Below are 18,332 nucleotides of genomic sequence, written 5' to 3'. Positions count from 1 at the left end.
CTTTCGCGAGGTGGGGTCAGCTGATGAGCAGTGCGCGTTCCCATCCAGAGCCGATCGGCGCGGTCGCGGACCACAACGCGAGTGCGACACCCGCCGATCCGCTCAGCAGTGCCGGGCTGTCCAGTAGGATGCCCGGCTGTTCGAGTTCCTGTACCCCCAGCGGCAAAGCGGGGTCGCAGTGTGCGAGCACCTGTTCGAGCAGCAGTCCCAGCTTGTCCCGCGCGAGCACGCTTCCGGTCTCCCTGGCGAACAGCGCGCAGATGGCCAGCACTCCGGCGCCGCCGTGGCACAAGGTGGCCGACGGGAACCGGCTGTGCTTGTCCAACCGGCGAAGGAAGCCTTCGAAGGCGTCGACCGCGGCCGTGCGCAGGCCGTCGTCACCGAGGGCGGCACCGGCCTTGAGCAGTGCGCAGGCGACGCCGGGGGTGCCGTAACACCAGGTCCAGGCAGCCGGGGGGCGCCGCGCCCGATCCTCCGCACCGTCATCGGTCAGCCCGACCCCGGTCGGCCAGTGCGGGCCATCGGGTTCCGCGAGCGAGAACTCGATGACGTACTCGGCGACGTGCTGGATCGTTTCCGGCAACCGTTCGTGCCGAACACCCGCCAGCACCGCGCACGACAGCGCCGCCAGTGGGCCGGGGAGCCCGTGCGCGAGACCGAGATTGACATACCCGTGGGGAAAGTCTTCGTGGTACTCCTCGAGCGGTGGATAGTTGGCCGGGGGGATGAACCACGGCTCTCGCCCGGTCGCGCTCGTCGGCGTACACAGCCAGACGAGGTCGTCCACGAGGCTGCCCACCGCCTGCTCCACGAGCTGATCCGAGCGCCAGTCCGTGCAGAGCTGGGCGAGAATGCCTGCTCTGCCATTGATCAGGTCGTAGTCGGCGTCCGTGACCCCGTTGACGCCGCGCGGGCCCGGCGTCGCCAGCACCTGTGTCGCCAGCCGAGCGGACAGTTTGCGCAGCGTCGGCCGGTAACGAGGATCGTCCACAGCGCATTGGGCGAAGGCGAACGCCAGCCCTGCGGTGCCCGAGGCCATGCTGCACTGTGCCAGTGGCACGTCGCAGGTGTGGCGTGCGGCGGCGGCGAGTTGTCGGTAGGCGAGCTCACGCCAGTAGTCGGCTTCGGCGGGCAGCGCGCGAGCCGCATTCTGGAAGGCGACCGCGGTCCCGGCGGGACCGACGAAAAGGGAGGCTCCGCCCCACTCGAACGGGTACTGGGCGGCACGGTCACAACGAGCGACGGCCTCGGCGACCAGTTCGGGATCCGCCAGTCTCCGCACGAGCAGCTCCGCGCACTCGCGAGCACGATCGTTCAGCGAGGGATCGTTCACCATCGTTCCGAACGCGGGCACGGTGGGCACCGACTCACTCCCTACTGTCGTACGGCGGGATGGAACGCGGTGTGCGGCCCTCCGGACCGCACACCGCGAGCTTGCTGGATCAGCCGCAGGCGATCGGGCACTGCGTGATGCAGCTGACCCGCGAGCAGCACGCCGTGCGACCGGTGCAGATCCTCGTGCACGGAATGCTGCACGGGATCGTCGGGAAGTCCGGATCTGCGCCTTGGACGGGATTGGCGACCTGGATCTCGAGATCGAACGGGTTCTCCGAGTTCATCGCACTTTCCTCTCGACAGCGCTCCGCCGCCCGGCGGGGCGCAGGAACTGGAATGGGTGATCGCCCCTGCCGCCGGACGGGCGGAAGGCCGATCAAAGTCGCGAATCAAGCGCTTCGCACCACGCAAGTCGATCGTCGCACCGGAAGAACAGCGGGGCATCGTCGATCCCGACGGTTTCGGGGACCGGCCGGCCAACTGGGCAAGGTGACGCCGCCGGCGAGCCGGGTTCCGTTACCCTTTCGGGGGTGGCACGTTCCGTAACCATGGTGATAATCTGCGGCGCTATCGGGGATAGCAGCCACTTCAGGGGGAGCCGCTGCATGAACAAAGTCGATACCTTCGCGCCGCGTATATGGTCTGAAGCGCTACGTAAAGTCGATCTACTCACCCGCCGGGAAACCGATGTGTTCTGCCTGCTCAGCGCGGGTATGAGCAATCAAGAGCTGGCGGACCGGTTGTACATCTCGGAGCGAACCGTCCGATGTCATCTCATCCAGATCATCACCAAACTCGAACTCGGCTCACGTTTGCAGGCCTGCATAGCATCCTATGTCTGGCACACCCGGCACGACGAAAACCAGGACAACCATACTGCATAGAATACGATGGCGAAGAAAATAGTACGAACGGTATACATGATGATTCCGTTCTGCCATGAAGGCATAGAGAGAACTCCCGCTCTTACTTGGTCGTCTAGAGTGCGCTAATCGCACCTTCAGTCTATTCCGGCGTGTTACGCCCAGAAGCCTGATCGGTGAACCCGCTCCGACACTCGGCACGAGCGGGCCTGGATCGGATCAGCACGCCTCCTGCGCAGCTAATGACTCCAAGTCGGGCGGACCAGTTCCACCGGCACTTGTTGTCGGCCCCGTACACGCCGGCATCGACGGAGACCGCTTCTATGGAGTACTGGCGCCACCTGGCGAGGCAGAGCGCGACCACTTACCCGCTGCCGACCACCCCGACGCCCGGCCCGACCTTGAGCACGTCGGGCCGGGCTTTGACCCCCGAGAGGTTTGATGGTGCCGCAGAGGCGGAAGGAGTCGACGGGTCAGCGCCCCTTGCGGCGGTACCTCGATTGGTGTGGAAGCGGGCACACTCACCCGCGCCGGTAAACACGATCAACGGCTCGCAGCGGGCAACGTCGTTGCCCGCTCCGGAGTTGCCAAGGGAGGCGCGGGTGTTCGGCGGGCGCAAGCGACAGGAAGAACTCGACGCGGTGTTGCACGAGAACGCGGCCCTGCGCCAGGAGTTGCAGCGACTGGGCGCATTAGACGTGCTTTAGCGTCAGCAGGAGGTCGCCACGCTGGCTCAGCGGCTGCAGGCTGCACAGGCGGACTACCGGCGGCAGACCGCGGCCATGACCACCGATCTCGCCCGGTTCCAGGCGCAACTGGCGGATCTACGTGCGGAGGTGGTCGAGACCGATGATGCCCGGCTCCTGCAGGAAGTCGGGGTTTACCAGTACAGGCACGTGCTCGCCGACGCGGAAGCCTACAAAGCCGAGCTCGAAAGCGTCAAAACCGCGATCAGAGACATGACCAGGGCGAAGACCGCCGTCGAGTCCGCCGACAATTTCCATTACAACAACTCTCTGGCCAAGGGCCGCAAGTTCGTCGGCGACCTGTCGAAGCTGATGCTGCGCGCCTACAACGCCGAAGCCGAGAACTGTGTCCGTGTGCTCAAGGCAGGCAACCTCCCCTCGGCGATCAAACGGCTGCAGACCGCGGTCCGCACCATCGAAAAGCTCGGTGCCATGGCCTCGATCCGGATCAACCCCGTCTACCACCAGACCCGGATCACCGAGCTCGAACTCACCGCCGACTACCTGGTGAAGAAACAGCAGGAAAAAGAGGCCGAACGCGAGCACCGCGCCGCGCTGCGGGAAGAGGCGAAAGCGCTGGCGGAGTACCGTCGCGAGCACGAGCGCCTGCTCAAGGAGCAAACCCATTACCGCAACGCCATCGCCGCGCTCCGCGACAGTGGTGACCTGCAGGGCTTAGCCGAGCTCGAGGCCAAGTTGTCCGACATCGACGCCGCGCTCGCCGGTATCGAGCAGCGCGAGGCCAACATCCGCGCCGGTTACGTCTACGTGATCAGCAACATCGGCTCGTTCGGGCCCGGTGTCGTAAAAATCGGCATGACCCGACGCCTCGAACCAATGGAACGAGTGCGTGAACTTGGCTCCGCGTCCGTGCCGTTCCGCTTCGACGTGCACGCCCTGTTCTTCTCCGCCGACGCGGTCGGCATCGAGCACCAGCTCCACACCCAGCTTGAAGACCGCCGGATCAACCGGGTCAACCGACGCCGGGAGTACTTCCGCGCCACCCCCGCAGAAGTCAAAACACTACTGGCCGCCCTCACCGGCAACCTCCTGGACTACCGCGATGACCCCGAGGCCCTCGAATACCGACAGAGCCTGGGACCAGGTCTCACCCCCGCCACCTGACCGTCGACCCCGAGCACCTCTACCTGCTCACCGCAACCGCCGAAGATGGGGAAGGCTGAAGTGGCCGCTTTCAACGCGGCCGAGAAACGCATCAGCGAGTTTCGGCGGCAGCGAGGATCATCCCCCGGCTGATCTTGGCTATGACCTCTTCCGCGCGCTCGCCCTGTATGAGACGCCCTCCGACCGGGCCCGAGCCGGTGCGTGATGCACCCAGGGCACGGGCATCGTCAGCAGCCCGTTCAGGCTGGGAGAATGCGGCTTTGGTGGAGTGCTGGCGCCACCACGCGACAGCCTCAGCGTTGCCCACCTTGGCCGCCACGCCAGAGACCTCTACGACGACACCGGCTATCCACACAAGTCCGCCGAAGTCCGCCAACGTCTCCATGACGCTCAACCTCCGCCCTGATTCCCTGCACGCTTCTTTGCGGGAAAGGCGAAGGTTTCGATGACCGAGTCCGCGATCGGCCGGCACCTCGTAAGTGTGGAGGATTCGGGACGCTCAATGCCCCTGATCCTCCACACTCAGATACACGGGAGCGGGCGTGTCTGGTTTCGGGCGCAGAGCCACTTGGACGTCATCGCGGGTTACCTGCGAGGTTCCTCGGGCGGGTGCTGAGCCAAGCGGGTGTCACGTGACTTCTCACAGCTGTTCGAGCGAGGCATCCTTTGTGGACTCGTAGAACTCGTGCACCGCGGACAGCTCGGCCGAGGTCAGCTCGACGTCCAGCGCGCGCAGGGTGCCGGCGAGCCGGTCGGTGGTGATCTCGGTGGTCTCGAGGCGACCATCGGCGTACTCGGTGACGAGTCGGCGTCCGACGAACTTCCGTCCCACCCCCTCGGCCAACCGCATCACCACCAGCTGGCCGGTGAACGGCGAGCGAGTGTGGGTGGAGGTGTAATGGTGGAACACCTCGTAGTCGACCTGTCTGGCGGGCAAGCCGAGGGTGGCGTGCAGCGTGTCCCAGCCGTCGGCGGCGCGTTTCTCGAACAGCCATTGACCGTCTTCCCGGCGGATCCGGTGCCGCCGGCCCGCCTGGTCCACCTCGGCGCCGTCGATCAACCGACGTCCGCCAGATACTCGACGCCCTCGACGGGCACCACCACCAGCATGTGGGTGTACGAACCACTCGCCCGGTCCGGCCGCACCCTGGCGAAGCTGCGCCGCACGGTGAACCCGAGCTCCTCCAGCGCGGCGGCGAACAGCAGGCCGTGCTCGTAGCAGTAGCCGCCGCGGTTCCGACGGACCAGCTTGTCCATGATGGCCGTCAGTTCGATGCCGCGGTGCCGTCGCAGCACCACGTCGATGTTCTCGAACGGGATGGCCCGCACATGCGCGGCGTGCAGCGAGCGCAGCGTCTTCGCGGACGGCTCGGCGCGCGGGTGGCCGATCCGTCCCAGATAGGCGTTCAGGTCGAAGGCGGTGGTGTCGAAGCGGGCCACCGGGTCGGTGACCGGAAACCACCCTTCGACTACGGCGTCACGTGCACTCATGAAGACACCGGAAGGGTCAGGTGTGAGGCGCGGACGCTGTCGTGAAAGACGGTTTGGGACGCCGGACGGCCTTCGAACGCGCTCGCGTCGCGCTGTGGGTGCTCGGCGCACTGTGCCTTGGCGTGGCATTGCTCGTCGCAGTGCTGTTCCGGACTTCGAAACCGGAACCGGAGACGCGGCGGCGACGGGCGGCGATATCTTGACGGCGGGCCGAACCTCTCGAGGCGACCGGGGAAGTCAGCTGAAGTTCACCGGCGCGTGCGCCGGTTCCGCCGGTATCCCCGCAGGCAGGACCCCGCCGCCTGAACACCACCGGAGACCTCGTGGACACCTTAGCGGTGACGAGGCGGTTCGACCCGACCGACGAGCAGTGGGCAACGCCGGAGCCGTTGATCGACGGGCTCCTGTATGCACTACTGGAAAGTCTGGGATGAATTTGCAGCAAGCCCGGGTGATGAGAATACCCTCGACCAGCCGTCGCATCCGCGACAGAAGTGGCAGGCTACCTCCTCTTCTTGGGCAAACTTTTGGCAAGATCCGATCTGAAAAACAGAATGAGTGCTATCACTACTATAACAGCCAGCAGCAGGTAGTTCAGCCAAGGCAAATTGTATTTTTCCGCAAGATCGGCACCAATGAAACTTACCACGACAGCAAGAATTACCATTACCAAAGCCGTTATGACATGAATGGTTTTGATTTTGGGTCGATATCCCATTTGGTTGACTTCCTTTCAGGTACGGAGAGGACGACAGGATCCGCCCAGGTTCGTGACAGCGGGTTCGACACAGGGCCGGCTCGAACCGTTTGCACGTCACGACTGTAATGCATACGACGATGCCGAGCCCAACGACGTTGACGGCACCCGCACCGCAGCCGACTGGGCCGAACGCACAGGCGACAGACCCCCCATAGCGCCGAAGCCGGCGCCAGTGGATTTCGCAACGGTGTCCGCGTCCGAGACGGCGGCGTCGGCGCTGTAGGTGCCGGTGGGGTCGCTGCGGTCGACGGGGTCGCCGGTGGCGTAGTCACCGGGGTCGGGTTCTTGGCCGGTGGGGTCGGTTCGGGTGAAGCGGCCCAGGTGAGGTTGTAGCGGCGGTAGCCGGTGAGGTTGGTCCCGCTGCGGAGTCGATAGGTGCCGATCCAGCGGAAGTGGCTTGTTTCGGCTGCCGGTCCCGTGGCGGTGCCGTACGGGCTGCTGGTGTAGTGGCGGCCAGGTCACCATCGCTGTCGATCGAACCGGGGACGCTGCCTTGGTAGTCGACGATGAGGTGGTCGCGGTTTGGATGATGGCGGTGCCGTCAAGGTCGCGGGTGTAGCTGGCGCGGGCTCCGTTGTCGGTCACCTGGGTGGTGCCGTCGACGTTTCGGTGATGGTGCGGCGTTGAGTCTGGTCGATGGTGTCGTAACCGGCGGAGAACACCTGTTCCCCGCCGGTGGCGGCAAGGACGAGCTGGCTGGTGTTGCCCGCGGTGTGACAAAACGCCGCCCTACCTGGCAGATCCCCCAGGTAGGGCGGCGGTCGTTCCCCGACGGTACATCCGGTCACTGGAAGTGCAAGTCGGCCATCAGTGCCGTGTCACCGGCCACGGGGACGTCGGGTGGTGGGACGGCCATTCGGCGGTGAGCGTCACGGCCGCCTACCTCGAACTTCGTCAGCCGACGGGATAGCGCTCGATCTCCAGGTGTGGTTCCGGGTCGTTGTCATGCCGGCTGATGATGAACAACCGCCGTTGGTCCGCCGACCAGGCGAGCCCGCGTGGCTGAACCGTTTCGCCACTGTCGAGCGAGATCGTTTTCACCGGCGTGACGCCACCGGCTCGGTACACCAGCACGTCATGGCTGTCCGAGGTCAGCGCGCCGGCCGCTAGGTGAACGCTGTCCGGTGACAGGGACACCGCCGCCGGCCGGGGGCGGGTGGCGTACGCGCCACGGCGCGCCAGGTCAGCGGTCGCGAAGGCTTCGACGCGGTCGCGTGATCCCGCGGCGCTGAACAAGGTCGCGCCGTCGCCACTGACCTCCAGGTCGGTCAGCCCCGCGCCCACCACGTCTCCGGACGTCCCAGCGGTCAACGCGCCACCCGACACGTTGTACACCTGTACCAGCGACTGGCTCAACGACAACTGGCCGGCGACCAGCGGACCGGCGGCCGCGCCGGAAGAGACCACCAGTGGCGCACGCTGGAATCGGGTGGCACCTTGCAGGTCACCTTGCACCGGAGGCGCGGCCGCGGGGTCCAAGCTGCCGATCTTGCCGGACCAGTTCCCGTCTTCGCATCCGTAGCCGAACCACACCACGGACCCCGTTCGGGCCAGGTGAGTCGGGCAGGTGCCCGGTCCGGTCGAATGCCGTGCGGTCTCTGTCAACGTCGCCGTATCGATGACCGAGATCCCGTCACCCGCCGACAACGCCACATACAGTTTCGTACCATCGGCACTCAATTCCAAGCCATCAGCGCCCGGCTGATTCGCGATGGTCGTTCGCACCCGGCCGGAAAAGTCCGCGACCACCACACCGTTCGACGAAGCGCCTCCGGAAACGAACACCCGCTCGTGCGCGCTGTCCACGGCCAGGTCACCGAATCCGGACAACGGCAGTTCCTGACCGGCGGCGACCGCCGGCGCCGTGAAGACCGGTATCGCCACCGCCAGCGCGGCACCTATTCCGCCCAACCGTCCCCAGTACATACTCGACCCCTCGACTTTCTCGGCCACACCGTGCCGCGCTGACTTTCCGATTGCGCCTGCCGGGCGAGCTCGACTCGCGCCGGTGACATCGTCTTCAACTCACCCGCTCTTCGCACGACACCTCGGCCTACGCGATGCGGACTTCACTCGCCCGCGAGGCGCGCTCACCGCAGGCTTCGGTGTCATTCCTCTTTCCAGAACAATGTTTTGTCAAGTTCACCGGTGGCGATGAAGGTTTCCGCCGCGCGCACCGCGAGCGGCTTGCCGACGATGCTGGCCGAGTGGAAAACCCCCAACTGACCACCGGTGACGAGCTTTTCCTCTCCGGCGGGGCGGCTCTCGTCCTGCAACGTGCGAAAATCGTCGTCGGCGTTTCCGTATGCGACATGATAGCGGCCGTCACCGCCACCGATCACCAAATAGGACTCATCGGCCTGCTCCACCGTCACTTCAGTGGTCACCTTGTTGTCCAGAGCGTCGACCGAGTCTCGCATCTGTGCGATATCGGCGTTCTCGATCAGGCGTGATTCCACTTTCTGTCCGTGCCAACTCTGGATCCGGATACTCGCCATCGCCAGGCTCCTGTCATTCGATTCGCCGCGGGACCGAAGGGCGCTGAGCGGTTATCTCGAATCGCCCGGATGGCGAGTTTACGGTAAGTCTCGATATTCCGACGCCCCGCATGAGCGAACCGACGCCACCCTTGACACCACAAGCGGTGCACAGATCCCGGTCCACGTGCAACGTGGCCCGCTCCCCCGTGGCACCCGCGTCCTTGGCCTGCTGGAACACATCGGCTTCGGCATGGGTCTTCGTCTGCGCGTTGACCTTGATGTCGATGTTCCGGCCGTGCGCGTTGTGACCGTAGAACGACCTGCCACCGACGTCCAGCCGAGCAGCTGTGTGCGCGTCGTCCGCGGACCCGGCGCGCGGCATCCCCTGGCTCTTCCGGTATTCCGCGAGTCCGTCACCGCCCTTGGTGGCGCTGGTGCCTCCACCGTTGGCGGCCTTGCCACCGCCCGATCCGCTGCCCGAGGCCTTCTTGCCGGTGGAGGCGGTGCCGCCCGCTTTGCCACCGCCGCCGCCGGACGGTTTGCCGCCGCTGGAGCCGCCCGCCTTCGGGGCGGGTTTGGGTGCGGGCGCGGTCTTCGCCCCATTGGCTCCGGCGTCGGCCGCCTTGCTCGCCGTCTTCGCCGCCGACTGCCCGGCATCGGCGGCCTTCGCGGCGCCCTGCGCGGCCTCGGCGCCCTTGACCGCGTACTTGCCGGCCTTCACGGCCGTGGCTCCCCAGCCGGCGAACGGGACCGCCGCGGCCGCGGACAACGCGGCGTTGGCATGGTCGCCCTCAGCCAGGTACCAAGCCGCGTTGGCCAGGTCCGCCGCCTCACCCACCACAGGGATCACCCCGGCGACATCGAGCGCGGCGTGGCCGAGGTCCTTGGCGTTGTCCTTGACCCAGTCCACCGCGTCGTCGAACCAGCCGTGGCCGTCGATTTCCACCTGCGACAACGGGTTGCCCGCGCCGAAGGTGTAGCGGTTGTTCGTCCACGGATCAGTGGCCATGCCCAGATCCGCCAGCGCCCCGTTGTAGAGGTCCAGGGTCAGGAACCGGTTCAATCCCGGCGAGTAGTCGCGGAACCCCATGTCGTAGGTCCCGGAACTCTTGTCGTGACGGGCGGTGTTGAACCGGTAGGAGTTCTCCTCGGCCTTGTCCGGGTTCGCCTGGTCCGGCTTGTCCTCGCCGGAGAACTCCTTCTCGTCGTCTTTGCCGTAAGCGGTGTACCCGTAGGTGGACTTGGTGTCGCCCTTCGAGTCGGTGACCTGCTCGACGTCGGAGTGCGGATTGAACCCGTACACCGAGTCCTCTTCCGAGCCGTCGTCCTTGAACTTCACCTGGGCGAGCAGCTCGCCGTCGTTGGAGTACTGGTAGGCCTTGCGCAGCTTTCCGTTCTCGTCTTCGGTGAGCACCTGGTCGGAAAGGCCGAGGTAGTGGAAGGCCGTCGTCCTGTCGCCCTCGACCTTCGTCTGCTGCCGGTCGAGCGGGTCGTAGGTGTACTTCGTCGTCTTGGAGCCGGCACCCTCGTCCTTGACGTGTTCGGTCTTGCGATCGAATCCGTCGTAGGTGTACTTCTCCACCTGCTTGCCCGACTGCGTCACCTTGAACAGGCGGCCGAAGGCGTCGTAGTCGTAGTTCGCCGTCTGACCGTCGGTGGTCGAGGACATCAACCGGTTGCGGTCGTAGTCGAAGGTCGTGCGCTTGCCGCCGACCGTCTGGTCCCAGACGTTGCCGTTGTCGTCGTGTTTGTACTCTTCGGTCCGCTCGCCGTCACCGCCCTTCTTGGTGACCTTGCGGACCCGGTCGCGCGGATCGTAGGTGTAGGCGGCGTCGGTGTCGATCGTCGCGCCGTGGTTGTCGGCGTTCTGTTTACGGCCTTCGTCTCGCACCCGGTTCGAGTTGGAGTCGTACTCGAGGTTGTGCTCGACGACGACCGTGCCGTCCCTCTTCTTCTCCAGTTGCTTGCGGGACAGGCCGTCGAGGTAATAGGTGTGGTCGACGGTGTTGCCGTTGCTCTTGACCTGTCGCTGGATGTGCCCGCGTTTGGTGTATTCGAAGGAATTGACCTTGCCCGCGTCGCCGTCGTTCTTCTTGTTCGTGACCTTGGCCACGAGGTCACGGGTGTTGTATTCGTAGAGTGACGATTTCCCGTCGTATTCGGCGAAGGTCAGGTTGTCGTTTTCGTCGTAGGCGTAGTCGGTGCTGTGCTTGACCGCGCCGTCTTTCAGTTCCTCGACCTTCTTCGCCAGGTCCACCGCGTCGTAAGTGATCCGGTAGGCGTCGATCGGGCTGTTCGGTGAGGAATCGGTCAGCTCGACGAGGTTGTCGTTCGGGTCGTAACGATGACCGAACGTCTTTTTCTCGTCGTCCACCTCGGACTTGTTGTCGCGGACCAGTTGGATGGCGTCCGCGGAGACCGTGCCGTTCGCCTTGCCATCAAGCGTGACTTCACGCGGCTGGCCTGCCGAAAGGGGGTACTTGCCCAGACTCACCCACTCACCGGCACGTTTGGTCTGGTCGACCTTGACCGTGCTGTTGCCGCGGGCGTGCTTCACGGTGTAGGCGGCGTCGGTGGCCCCGGCGCCGGGGTAGCGCACCAGCACCTCGTAGTCACCGTCCGCGGGCACGCCGGCCTTCCAGGAGAAGGATCTGCCCCCGCCGTCACCCTTGGTGACGTGGTACTTACCTCCCTGAAATCCCTGGGGCGACTCGGCCGGCTTCCAGTCGCCGTCGACCTGGACGCGGGTCGTACTGGCGTCGTCGACCACGACGACGTTGCGGCCGACCGGTGCCCCGTCGTCCGAGCGCTTGCTGAGCTTGCCGTCGGGGAAGTACTCCCAGGTTTGCACTCGCTGTGCGCCGCCGCCGGCACTGGTCACGGTGCGGTTGGCCTGTTGACCGGTCGCGGTGTAGTCGTAGCCGGTCTTGATGTCCCACGAGTCGGTCGAGGTCCGTAGCCAGCCGTTGTCGAAGTAGGTCTGCTTGGTGACATTGCGCGTGGATTCGCCGTGCGAAGGCAGCGCACTGATCTCCACGACGCGGCCGACCTCGTCGTAGGAGTAGATCGTGCTGACCGCGGTCTTGTGCTCGACGTCGGCGGGGTCGTAGGGCAGGACTTCCTCACGGACCCGGTTCAGCTCGTCGTACACCGTCTCCGCGACGAAGTCGTCCGGCTTGTCCGGTGTGTCCACGCCTCGCGGAGTGACCGTGCGGGTCAGATTGCCGACCTGGTCGTATTCGTACCGGGTGGTGAAGTACCGCAGACCGCCGTCGCTGCTGTGCGGAGAGCGGACCTCACGTTGCATCCCCCGCTCGTCCAGCGCGATGAGGGTCTCGTTGCCGTCCTCGTCGGTGGCAGCCACGACATTGCCGTCACGGTCGTAGCGGGACTTGGCCGTGTTGCCGTCCGCGTCGATGGTTTCGACGACCTGATGGTTGGCGTCGAAGCGGTACCGGGTGGTGTAGTCGTTCGGGTCCGCGGTCTTGTTCTTGCGAGCGTCGACTTCCTTGACCAGATTGCCGACGTCGTCGTATTCGGCGGTGATCCGGTTGCCGTTGACGTCCGTGGCCTGCGACAGCTGGTTGACCTCGTCGTAGACGAAGGTGTAGGTGAAGTCGTCGGGATCGGCCGGGGTGAGCATGCCCTTGGGCTCGGTTTGCTTGAGCAGGTTGCCGACCGCGTCGTAGGTGAACGCGGCCATCTTCTCCGGCCCGCCGGGTTCGTCCTTCGGCGAGTAGGTCGCGACCTGCTGGTCCATCTGGTCGTAGACGACGCGGGTGACGGCGCCGTTCGCGGCGGTGCTGGTCACCACGTTGTCGTTGCGGTCGTACCGGGGGCCGGGTGTGACGATCTGGATTCCGGCCGCCTGGTCCTTGGGTTCGCGCGTGTCCAGTGGCCGTTTGAACACGTCATAGGTGTAGTTGCTGGTCTTGCCCCGTGCATCGGTGATCGAGGTGACGTTGCCGACGCCGTCGTACCGGTAGAACGTCGTGCAGCCCAACGCGTCGGTGATCAACCGCGGGTAGCCGTTGGCGTCGTAGTCGCCGTAGACGGTGGTGTGCCCGTTGGCGTCCTTCTGGGTGATGAGGTGGCCGAAGCCGTCATAGGAGTACCGCGAGGTGTAGTCGTTCTGATCCGGGGTCGCGGTTCCCTTGGGATCGGTGACGGCGACCAGGTTGCCCTTGTCGTCGTACACGAACGTCCACTTGCGACCTTCCGGAGTCACCTTCTCCGTCAGATCCGCGACGAACCCGTCGAGCGTCGTACGGTAGGCGAGCCGGGTCGGCGGTCCATTCGCCCGGTTGGCCTCGGCGTCCTTGATTTCCAGCGGGAAGCCGGTCTTCTGGTCATAGACCCAGCTCTGCGTCGCCCCGTTGTTCTCCACCAGCCGGATGACGTTGTTGTCCTCGTCCCAGTGCAGCTGGGTCTTCTCGTTCTTCGCGTTGGTGATCCGCTCGGCCCGCCCGTAACCGTCGATCAGGGACCTCGTCGCGTGGCCGTTCCCGTCGACCACCGTGGACTCGATCTTCGACCCGGTGTCGCCGTCCGCATCGGCATAGTCGAACCCCGTCTTGGCACCGCGTCGATCGGTGACCGTACGGACATTCCCTTTGCGCAGCGAGTCGCCGGCGTCGGTGAAAAAGTCGACCTTGGTGGTGTTGCCGTTGGGATCCACCACCGACAGCAGCTTGCTGTTCGCGCCATCGTAGAAGAAGCCGAACGGCTTGGCGTCAGGGCTGCCCACACCGTCGACCAACTCGCCGAGGTGCCCGCGATCGGTGTAGGTGAAAGCGACAGAACGGCCGGAGACGTCCGTGACCGATTTCACCTTGTCGATGATGAACAGGTTGTCCAGGGCGGTGCCGGTCAGTTTCTTGCCGCCGACGATGTACGAGAAGGCGTCCCCGCGCTGATAGTAATCCAGCGTGAGGGTTCGCCGACCCGCGGCGTCGGTGATGTGTTTGAGCACTCCGGTGTTGCGATTGCCCAGCAGCGCACGCTCGTAGGTGAACGACATCGTGTTACCTGTCTTGTCCACCGTGGACGTGTGGTAGCCCTGGCCGTCGAAGAAGAACTGCGTCCGCTCGGGCGTCGTGAACACCCAGCGCCGGTCCTCCTTGCCGTCGGGCAGGTATTGCAGATACAGGTGCACGCCCGCCGGGCTGTCGTAGGTCCAGTTCTTCGAGTCCCCGCTGTTGTTCTTGTTCAGCTCGAACTCATGGCTCGTGCCGTCCCCGTCGACGAGACCGACCGTGCTCGGCCAGCCCAACACTCCCGGCAGGAGACCTCCGAACGCCAACGGCGTTCCCAGCCGGTTCAACGTCGACGCGCTCACCGACCATCCGTGACCCGCGTATGCGTCGGAGGTGTCGGAGGTGTTGTGCGAGAGCCGAAGGAAGCTTGCCTGTCCTCTGCTCGGATTGGACAGCACGTCGAAGTTCCAGACGCCGTTGCCCGAGAATTGGTTCACCGACAGATTCCCACCGGCGCCGGTGGCGACTCCGCCGTAGGAGTAGAACTGTTCGAGACCAAGCTGGTCGGAGGTCGGCTTCTCGACACGGACGTCCTGGTCGTGTGTAGCGACCCCGGCACTGTCGGACAACCAAGTCCTGCTCTGATTGTCATAGACGTCCCAGCGGAGGACGAACTGTTCACGGTCGTTGCCGATATCGGCGAGGGACGGCGCCTTCACCTTCGCGTCGAGCACCACCGAGGCCCCTGGCGCGAGATCCGCCGGCAATCGTGTGTCCAGCCGGTTCCCTGCCGTGGCGTCGCCACCGTTCGGCGTGCTCCAGTGATACGACAACACCTGCCTGGCAGCCGATAAAGGCGCCGATGTGGTGTTCGTCAGCGTGACCCGGATCGGGTACTCATCGCCGGGAATCATCCGTCGGGGTGTATCCAATGCCGAGTACCCAGCCGCTGCCTGCGACGACGGGAACGGCCTGCCTTCCGGCGCCTGCGCGGAAATCCGCTCCGGCGGTTTCGCCGCGGGTGTGACAGGGCACCGCGCCGAGGGCGGTGCCGCCACCCGCGCCACCGCCGTCTCCCCCGGCGCGGCGACCGCGCTCCGCGGCGGCGTCACCCCCACGAGAACCAACGCCGCCAGCGAACCGACCGCCCAGAATCGCCCCAGTTTCAGCATTGCCCGAGTCCTTTCGGGTCCCCCCGGACCCTCAGTCCCGATCCGCGCGAACCATCGCCAGAACGCGATGACGCATACGAATCACAGTCGCGACGGTCGAGCCGGCTTGGCTGCAGCTCACCCCAGGAACCCCCGACAGATCCCAGCTCCCGTCAGCAACAGCCAGTGAACCACCAAACGCTCACCAGAAGCGATAGTCCGTACGGGTGGCCAACCACAAAGGACACCGGGAAGCACTCGAACGACCAACCGGCGCCGGTGAAAAGCGGACGCGCTTACGCTCGATCAAGGTCGTACGGGATTGGCAGCTCGAACCGTGGACGATTGACGAAACTGACAATTCACGGAAGCCGGACTCCGAAAACCATAGGTCGACGCCATGCCCCGTAGTGGCGCTGCCCACCACTACCAGCACCCACCTCGTCGGTTCGGGGCGTGGGAGCCCACCGAATCCGTCGAAGCGACACTTACCGGCCGGCTTGAGAAATCTTTTATGCGTGCACAGGAGTGATCCCTCCGGCACCGCGTCGACGCCGAACGACCGTGTTGGCGCGATCGGGGGAGGCAAGTGTGTCGTGAGGTGGCAAGTCCGTGAAGGCCGCCTTGAGGGACCCTGGGTCCCCCAAGGCGGCCTTCACGGACTTCAAGACGCTTACACAGAGCGACCACACGCCGTACACACGACAGGTCGACTTACCTCTCGATAACGCAGTGCACACAGCTCAAAGCAGCATCGACATCAGTAAATGTCCTTTGTGGACGATAAGGAGCATCGGACTCACTTGCGAGTCCGATGCTCCGCCGATCCCTACGCGCCATGCTTGCTCTACCCTCGATAGCAGTCAGTCACTGCCCGTGGGGTTTCTGGTTGTCGGTGATCGGTGCTTCAGGTCGGATCGGAGTCGCGCGGCGCCCGTCGACCAGTCTGGCGATCTCCGCGTCCAGCGGACTCATGTCGTCGCTCACCGGTGAGGACGGTGCCCACCATCGAAAGTCCAGCGCTTCGTCGTTCACGGTCAACTGGGGTACGGCCTGGAGCCGGACGTGATAGACAGCCAGAAGTTCCCGGCGATCCGGTTTCTTGAGGTCGAACTCGGCCACAGCGGTGAAGGTCGGCTCCGTCGCGTGGATGCCGGTCTCCTCGTGCAGTTCGCGCACCGCAGCCTGCCGCGCGGTCTCGCCTGGTTCCCGCATTCCGCCAGGAAGCTCCCACTGCCTACGCCAGCCGTCGAAGATCATCAGAACGTCGTCCGCAAGATTCACCACCACCAGTGACGCAGGCATGGCCACCCCTTCGGCCACATGTGCCGACTCGTCTTCCGCGACGAAATGGAAGTCGACCAAGGCGTTGCCGGAACTGTCGCGAATCGGTAGGGCGACCATGATGTCGATCCAACCCACCGGCACCGCGCCAGGCAAGGCCCCCGGCCGAGGTGGAACCCCGGGGTGATCGCAGGCCGCACTGCTTCGCTGTGACAGGTGGCTGGTACCGGATCGAAGTGAACGGACAATACCTGTTCCGACATGAACCCATACCTCACGGGATATGCAGGCAGGACCCGCGGTGGGTCAGTGTGTGTCAGGACCGGATCGAAGTCGTTGTCGTCGCTCGGCGCAGGCTGTACTTTTGTTGACCTGCCCCCCTGAAGGTTCATGATTGCCGTGATCGATCGCCGAGGCGCGACTACCACCGCCACAACTTCTCGACCAGGAGGATCGCACCATGTCGGAGGTCGACAGTCCTGAATCGCCAATGACCGGTGAAGCCGAGTTGAAGCGAATGCGGACATACCGGCTGAATCGGGTGCAACAATCACTGCGGGAGGCGGGCTGCGCGGCCGCCGTCCTCAATGACCCGGTCAATATTCGATACGCCACAGACGCCCGTAACATGCAGGTGTGGACGATGCATTTTCCGAGCCGCTACCTTTACGTACCGGCTGAAGGATCCGCCATTCTTTTCGAGTACCGCGATGCCGATCACCTCAGTGCCGGACTCGAAACCATCGGAGAGATACGGCAGGCGGTGGCGGTCAACCATATCTCCGGTGGTCCGGAAGTCGCAGAGCGAGCAGCGGACTGGGCGGCCGAGCTCGCCGATCTCCTCGGTTCCCAAGGCCCGTTGGCAGTCGACAGGACGAGCGTGCCGGAATTGATGGCGTTGCGGGAAGCGGGGGTCGACGTGCGGTACGGCCAGAGCCTCATGGAACGCGCACGCATGATCAAGTCGAGTGACGAAGTGACCTGTATGCGCAAATCCTTGGCTGTCGCCGAGGCCGCGCTTGCCGAGATCGCCGAGGCCACGGCCGTCCCCGGGATGAGCGAGAACGCACTTTGGGCGATCCTCAACCGCGTGAACGCCGAACGAGGTGGGGAATGGATCGAAACAAGACTGTTGAACTCGGGCCCCAGAACCAGGCCGTGGTATCAGGAAGCGGGGACTCGTGTGGTCGAGGCGGGTGACCTCGTATGCCTGGACACGGACATGATCGGGCCGTTCGGTTACAACGCCGACGTGTCCCGCACCTTTCTCGCCGGGGATAGGCGGCGAACAGGCACGCAGCGAACCCTGTACGCGCTTGCTCACGAACAACTGGAACACAACGCCGGCCTTCTACGCGCCGGGTTATCCTTCCAGGAATTTCGCCACCGGGCGTGGACTCCGCCCGAGGGCTATCACAGGTACAGTTTCGGATACCTTCACGGAGTCGGGATGTCCGTGGAATACCCCCAGGTCGCACCGCCGTACGAAGCTCGCACGCCGTCCTACAACGGCACATTCGAGGCAGGGATGATCATCTGCGCAGAGAGTTATGTGACCGCCGACGACGGAACCGAGGGTGTCAAGCTCGAGAACCCGTATTTGATCCGCCAGAACACTGGTGAGCGCTTGACGGAATTCCCGTATTCCGAACCGCTGTCCGCGTGAACGACCTCCCGTCCTGCGGTGGCCGGCACTCAGGCAGATGTTCGTACCGTTCGCCGGGAGCAGCGACCACCCGATCCGTGTGCAGGCTGGGGCTTCGAAGGTAGAGCGCCGGAATCCCGGACAGGAGCGCGCCACTGTGCCCGCTGGACTTCCCGCCGCGGGTGTCGAGCAGCTTTGCCCTGGCGGCTCCCGGTGTGGTGAGGACGGTCCAGGAGGAGCCAGTAGTCCCGGGGGCCGTCGTTGGGTATCGAAACCCGGCGCGGCCGACCAGCAGACCGGCCAGGTCCGACCGGGCCTTCACGTTCCCGATCTCCTCACCCACAGCAAGGTCACCGCACATCCGACCCCACCTCCGGGGGGGTGTCCAAGCAACCTGACCAGGTCTGCCCAGCGAACGCTCACGGCGCAGCCGGAACTCACCCGTACGCGGGATGGATCACGGTCTTACGTAGTTA

At 64.9% G+C, this 18,332-nt stretch carries 13 protein-coding genes; 3 read left to right on the top strand and 10 right to left on the bottom strand.

Features of this window, described 5'->3' with window-relative positions; genetic code table 11:
- Window positions 1-16: 16 nt before the first annotated feature.
- Both P3102_RS07335 and P3102_RS07330 read right to left on the bottom strand, forming a co-directional pair.
- Window positions 17-1,363, bottom strand: coding sequence for a lanthionine synthetase C family protein (locus tag P3102_RS07335; protein ID WP_276367607.1), 1,347 nt, complete (start codon window positions 1,361-1,363; stop codon window positions 17-19).
- Window positions 1,364-1,442: 79 nt separating this feature from the next.
- Window positions 1,443-1,619 (bottom strand): hypothetical protein, encoded by a 177-nt coding sequence (locus tag P3102_RS07330; protein WP_276367606.1) that lies wholly within the window; start codon window positions 1,617-1,619, stop codon window positions 1,443-1,445.
- A gap of 321 nt (window positions 1,620-1,940) precedes the next feature.
- Here P3102_RS07330 and P3102_RS07325 point away from each other — a divergent pair, with 321 nt between their 5' ends.
- Together P3102_RS07325 and P3102_RS07320 are read left to right on the top strand one after the other, a co-directional pair.
- Complete coding sequence (locus P3102_RS07325) at window positions 1,941-2,219, top strand: helix-turn-helix transcriptional regulator (protein ID WP_276367604.1); 279 nt, start codon at window positions 1,941-1,943, stop codon at window positions 2,217-2,219.
- Window positions 2,220-2,980: 761 nt separating this feature from the next.
- Window positions 2,981-4,069, top strand: coding sequence for a DUF4041 domain-containing protein (locus P3102_RS07320; RefSeq protein WP_276367603.1), 1,089 nt, complete (start codon window positions 2,981-2,983; stop codon window positions 4,067-4,069).
- 91 nt (window positions 4,070-4,160) lie between these two features.
- Here P3102_RS07320 and P3102_RS07315 read toward each other — a convergent pair whose 3' ends face one another.
- From P3102_RS07315 to P3102_RS07285, 8 genes are all read right to left on the bottom strand, one after another.
- Entirely contained in the window at window positions 4,161-4,454 is a 294-nt protein-coding gene (locus P3102_RS07315; protein WP_276367601.1) for a hypothetical protein, read from the bottom strand.
- 255 nt (window positions 4,455-4,709) lie between these two features.
- Entirely contained in the window at window positions 4,710-5,129 is a 420-nt protein-coding gene (locus P3102_RS37790) for an arylamine N-acetyltransferase (protein ID WP_346660165.1), read from the bottom strand.
- On the bottom strand, window positions 5,126-5,560 hold the full coding sequence (locus tag P3102_RS37785) for an arylamine N-acetyltransferase (protein ID WP_346660164.1): 435 nt from the start codon (window positions 5,558-5,560) through the stop codon (window positions 5,126-5,128). Before P3102_RS37785 ends, P3102_RS37790 begins: the two co-directional genes overlap by 4 nt.
- Window positions 5,561-6,901: 1,341 nt before the next feature.
- A complete protein-coding gene (locus tag P3102_RS07305) occupies window positions 6,902-7,108 on the bottom strand; it encodes a hypothetical protein (RefSeq protein WP_276367600.1) in 207 nt (68 codons plus the stop codon).
- 106 nt (window positions 7,109-7,214) lie between these two features.
- Window positions 7,215-8,273, bottom strand: coding sequence for a hypothetical protein (locus P3102_RS07300; RefSeq protein WP_276367598.1), 1,059 nt, complete (start codon window positions 8,271-8,273; stop codon window positions 7,215-7,217).
- Between the two features lie 155 nt (window positions 8,274-8,428).
- Window positions 8,429-8,818, bottom strand: a complete 390-nt coding sequence (locus P3102_RS07295) for a hypothetical protein (protein ID WP_276367597.1) — start codon at window positions 8,816-8,818, stop codon at window positions 8,429-8,431.
- 13 nt (window positions 8,819-8,831) lie between these two features.
- Entirely contained in the window at window positions 8,832-14,948 is a 6,117-nt protein-coding gene (locus P3102_RS07290) for a deaminase (protein WP_276367595.1), read from the bottom strand.
- A gap of 846 nt (window positions 14,949-15,794) precedes the next feature.
- Complete coding sequence (locus P3102_RS07285) at window positions 15,795-16,355, bottom strand: NUDIX hydrolase (RefSeq protein ID WP_346660163.1); 561 nt, start codon at window positions 16,353-16,355, stop codon at window positions 15,795-15,797.
- 316 nt (window positions 16,356-16,671) lie between these two features.
- Here P3102_RS07285 and P3102_RS07280 point away from each other — a divergent pair, with 316 nt between their 5' ends.
- Complete coding sequence (locus P3102_RS07280) at window positions 16,672-17,877, top strand: M24 family metallopeptidase (RefSeq protein WP_276367593.1); 1,206 nt, start codon at window positions 16,672-16,674, stop codon at window positions 17,875-17,877.
- Window positions 17,878-18,332 lie beyond the last annotated feature (455 nt).

The organism is Amycolatopsis sp. QT-25 (assembly GCF_029369745.1).
Taxonomy (GTDB): Bacteria; Actinomycetota; Actinomycetes; order Mycobacteriales; family Pseudonocardiaceae; genus Amycolatopsis.
Note: the sequence above shows the minus strand (reverse complement) of the source record. Positions and strands in the feature narration are given on the sequence as shown.

What these genes read in the sequence shown, in the direction of transcription:
- P3102_RS07330 (WP_276367606.1), bottom strand. Translation starts at nt 1,619, where the DNA reads ATGAACTCGGAGAACCCGTTCGATCTCGAGATCCAGGTCGCCAATCCC.
- P3102_RS07325 (WP_276367604.1), top strand. Translation starts at nt 1,941, where the DNA reads ATGAACAAAGTCGATACCTTCGCGCCGCGTATATGGTCTGAAGCGCTA.
- P3102_RS07320 (WP_276367603.1), top strand. Translation starts at nt 2,981, where the DNA reads ATGACCACCGATCTCGCCCGGTTCCAGGCGCAACTGGCGGATCTACGT.
- P3102_RS07315 (WP_276367601.1), bottom strand. Translation starts at nt 4,454, where the DNA reads ATGGAGACGTTGGCGGACTTCGGCGGACTTGTGTGGATAGCCGGTGTC.
- P3102_RS37785 (WP_346660164.1), bottom strand. Translation starts at nt 5,560, where the DNA reads ATGAGTGCACGTGACGCCGTAGTCGAAGGGTGGTTTCCGGTCACCGAC.
- P3102_RS07295 (WP_276367597.1), bottom strand. Translation starts at nt 8,818, where the DNA reads ATGGCGAGTATCCGGATCCAGAGTTGGCACGGACAGAAAGTGGAATCA.
- P3102_RS07290 (WP_276367595.1), bottom strand. Translation starts at nt 14,948, where the DNA reads ATGCTGAAACTGGGGCGATTCTGGGCGGTCGGTTCGCTGGCGGCGTTG.
- P3102_RS07280 (WP_276367593.1), top strand. Translation starts at nt 16,672, where the DNA reads ATGTCGGAGGTCGACAGTCCTGAATCGCCAATGACCGGTGAAGCCGAG.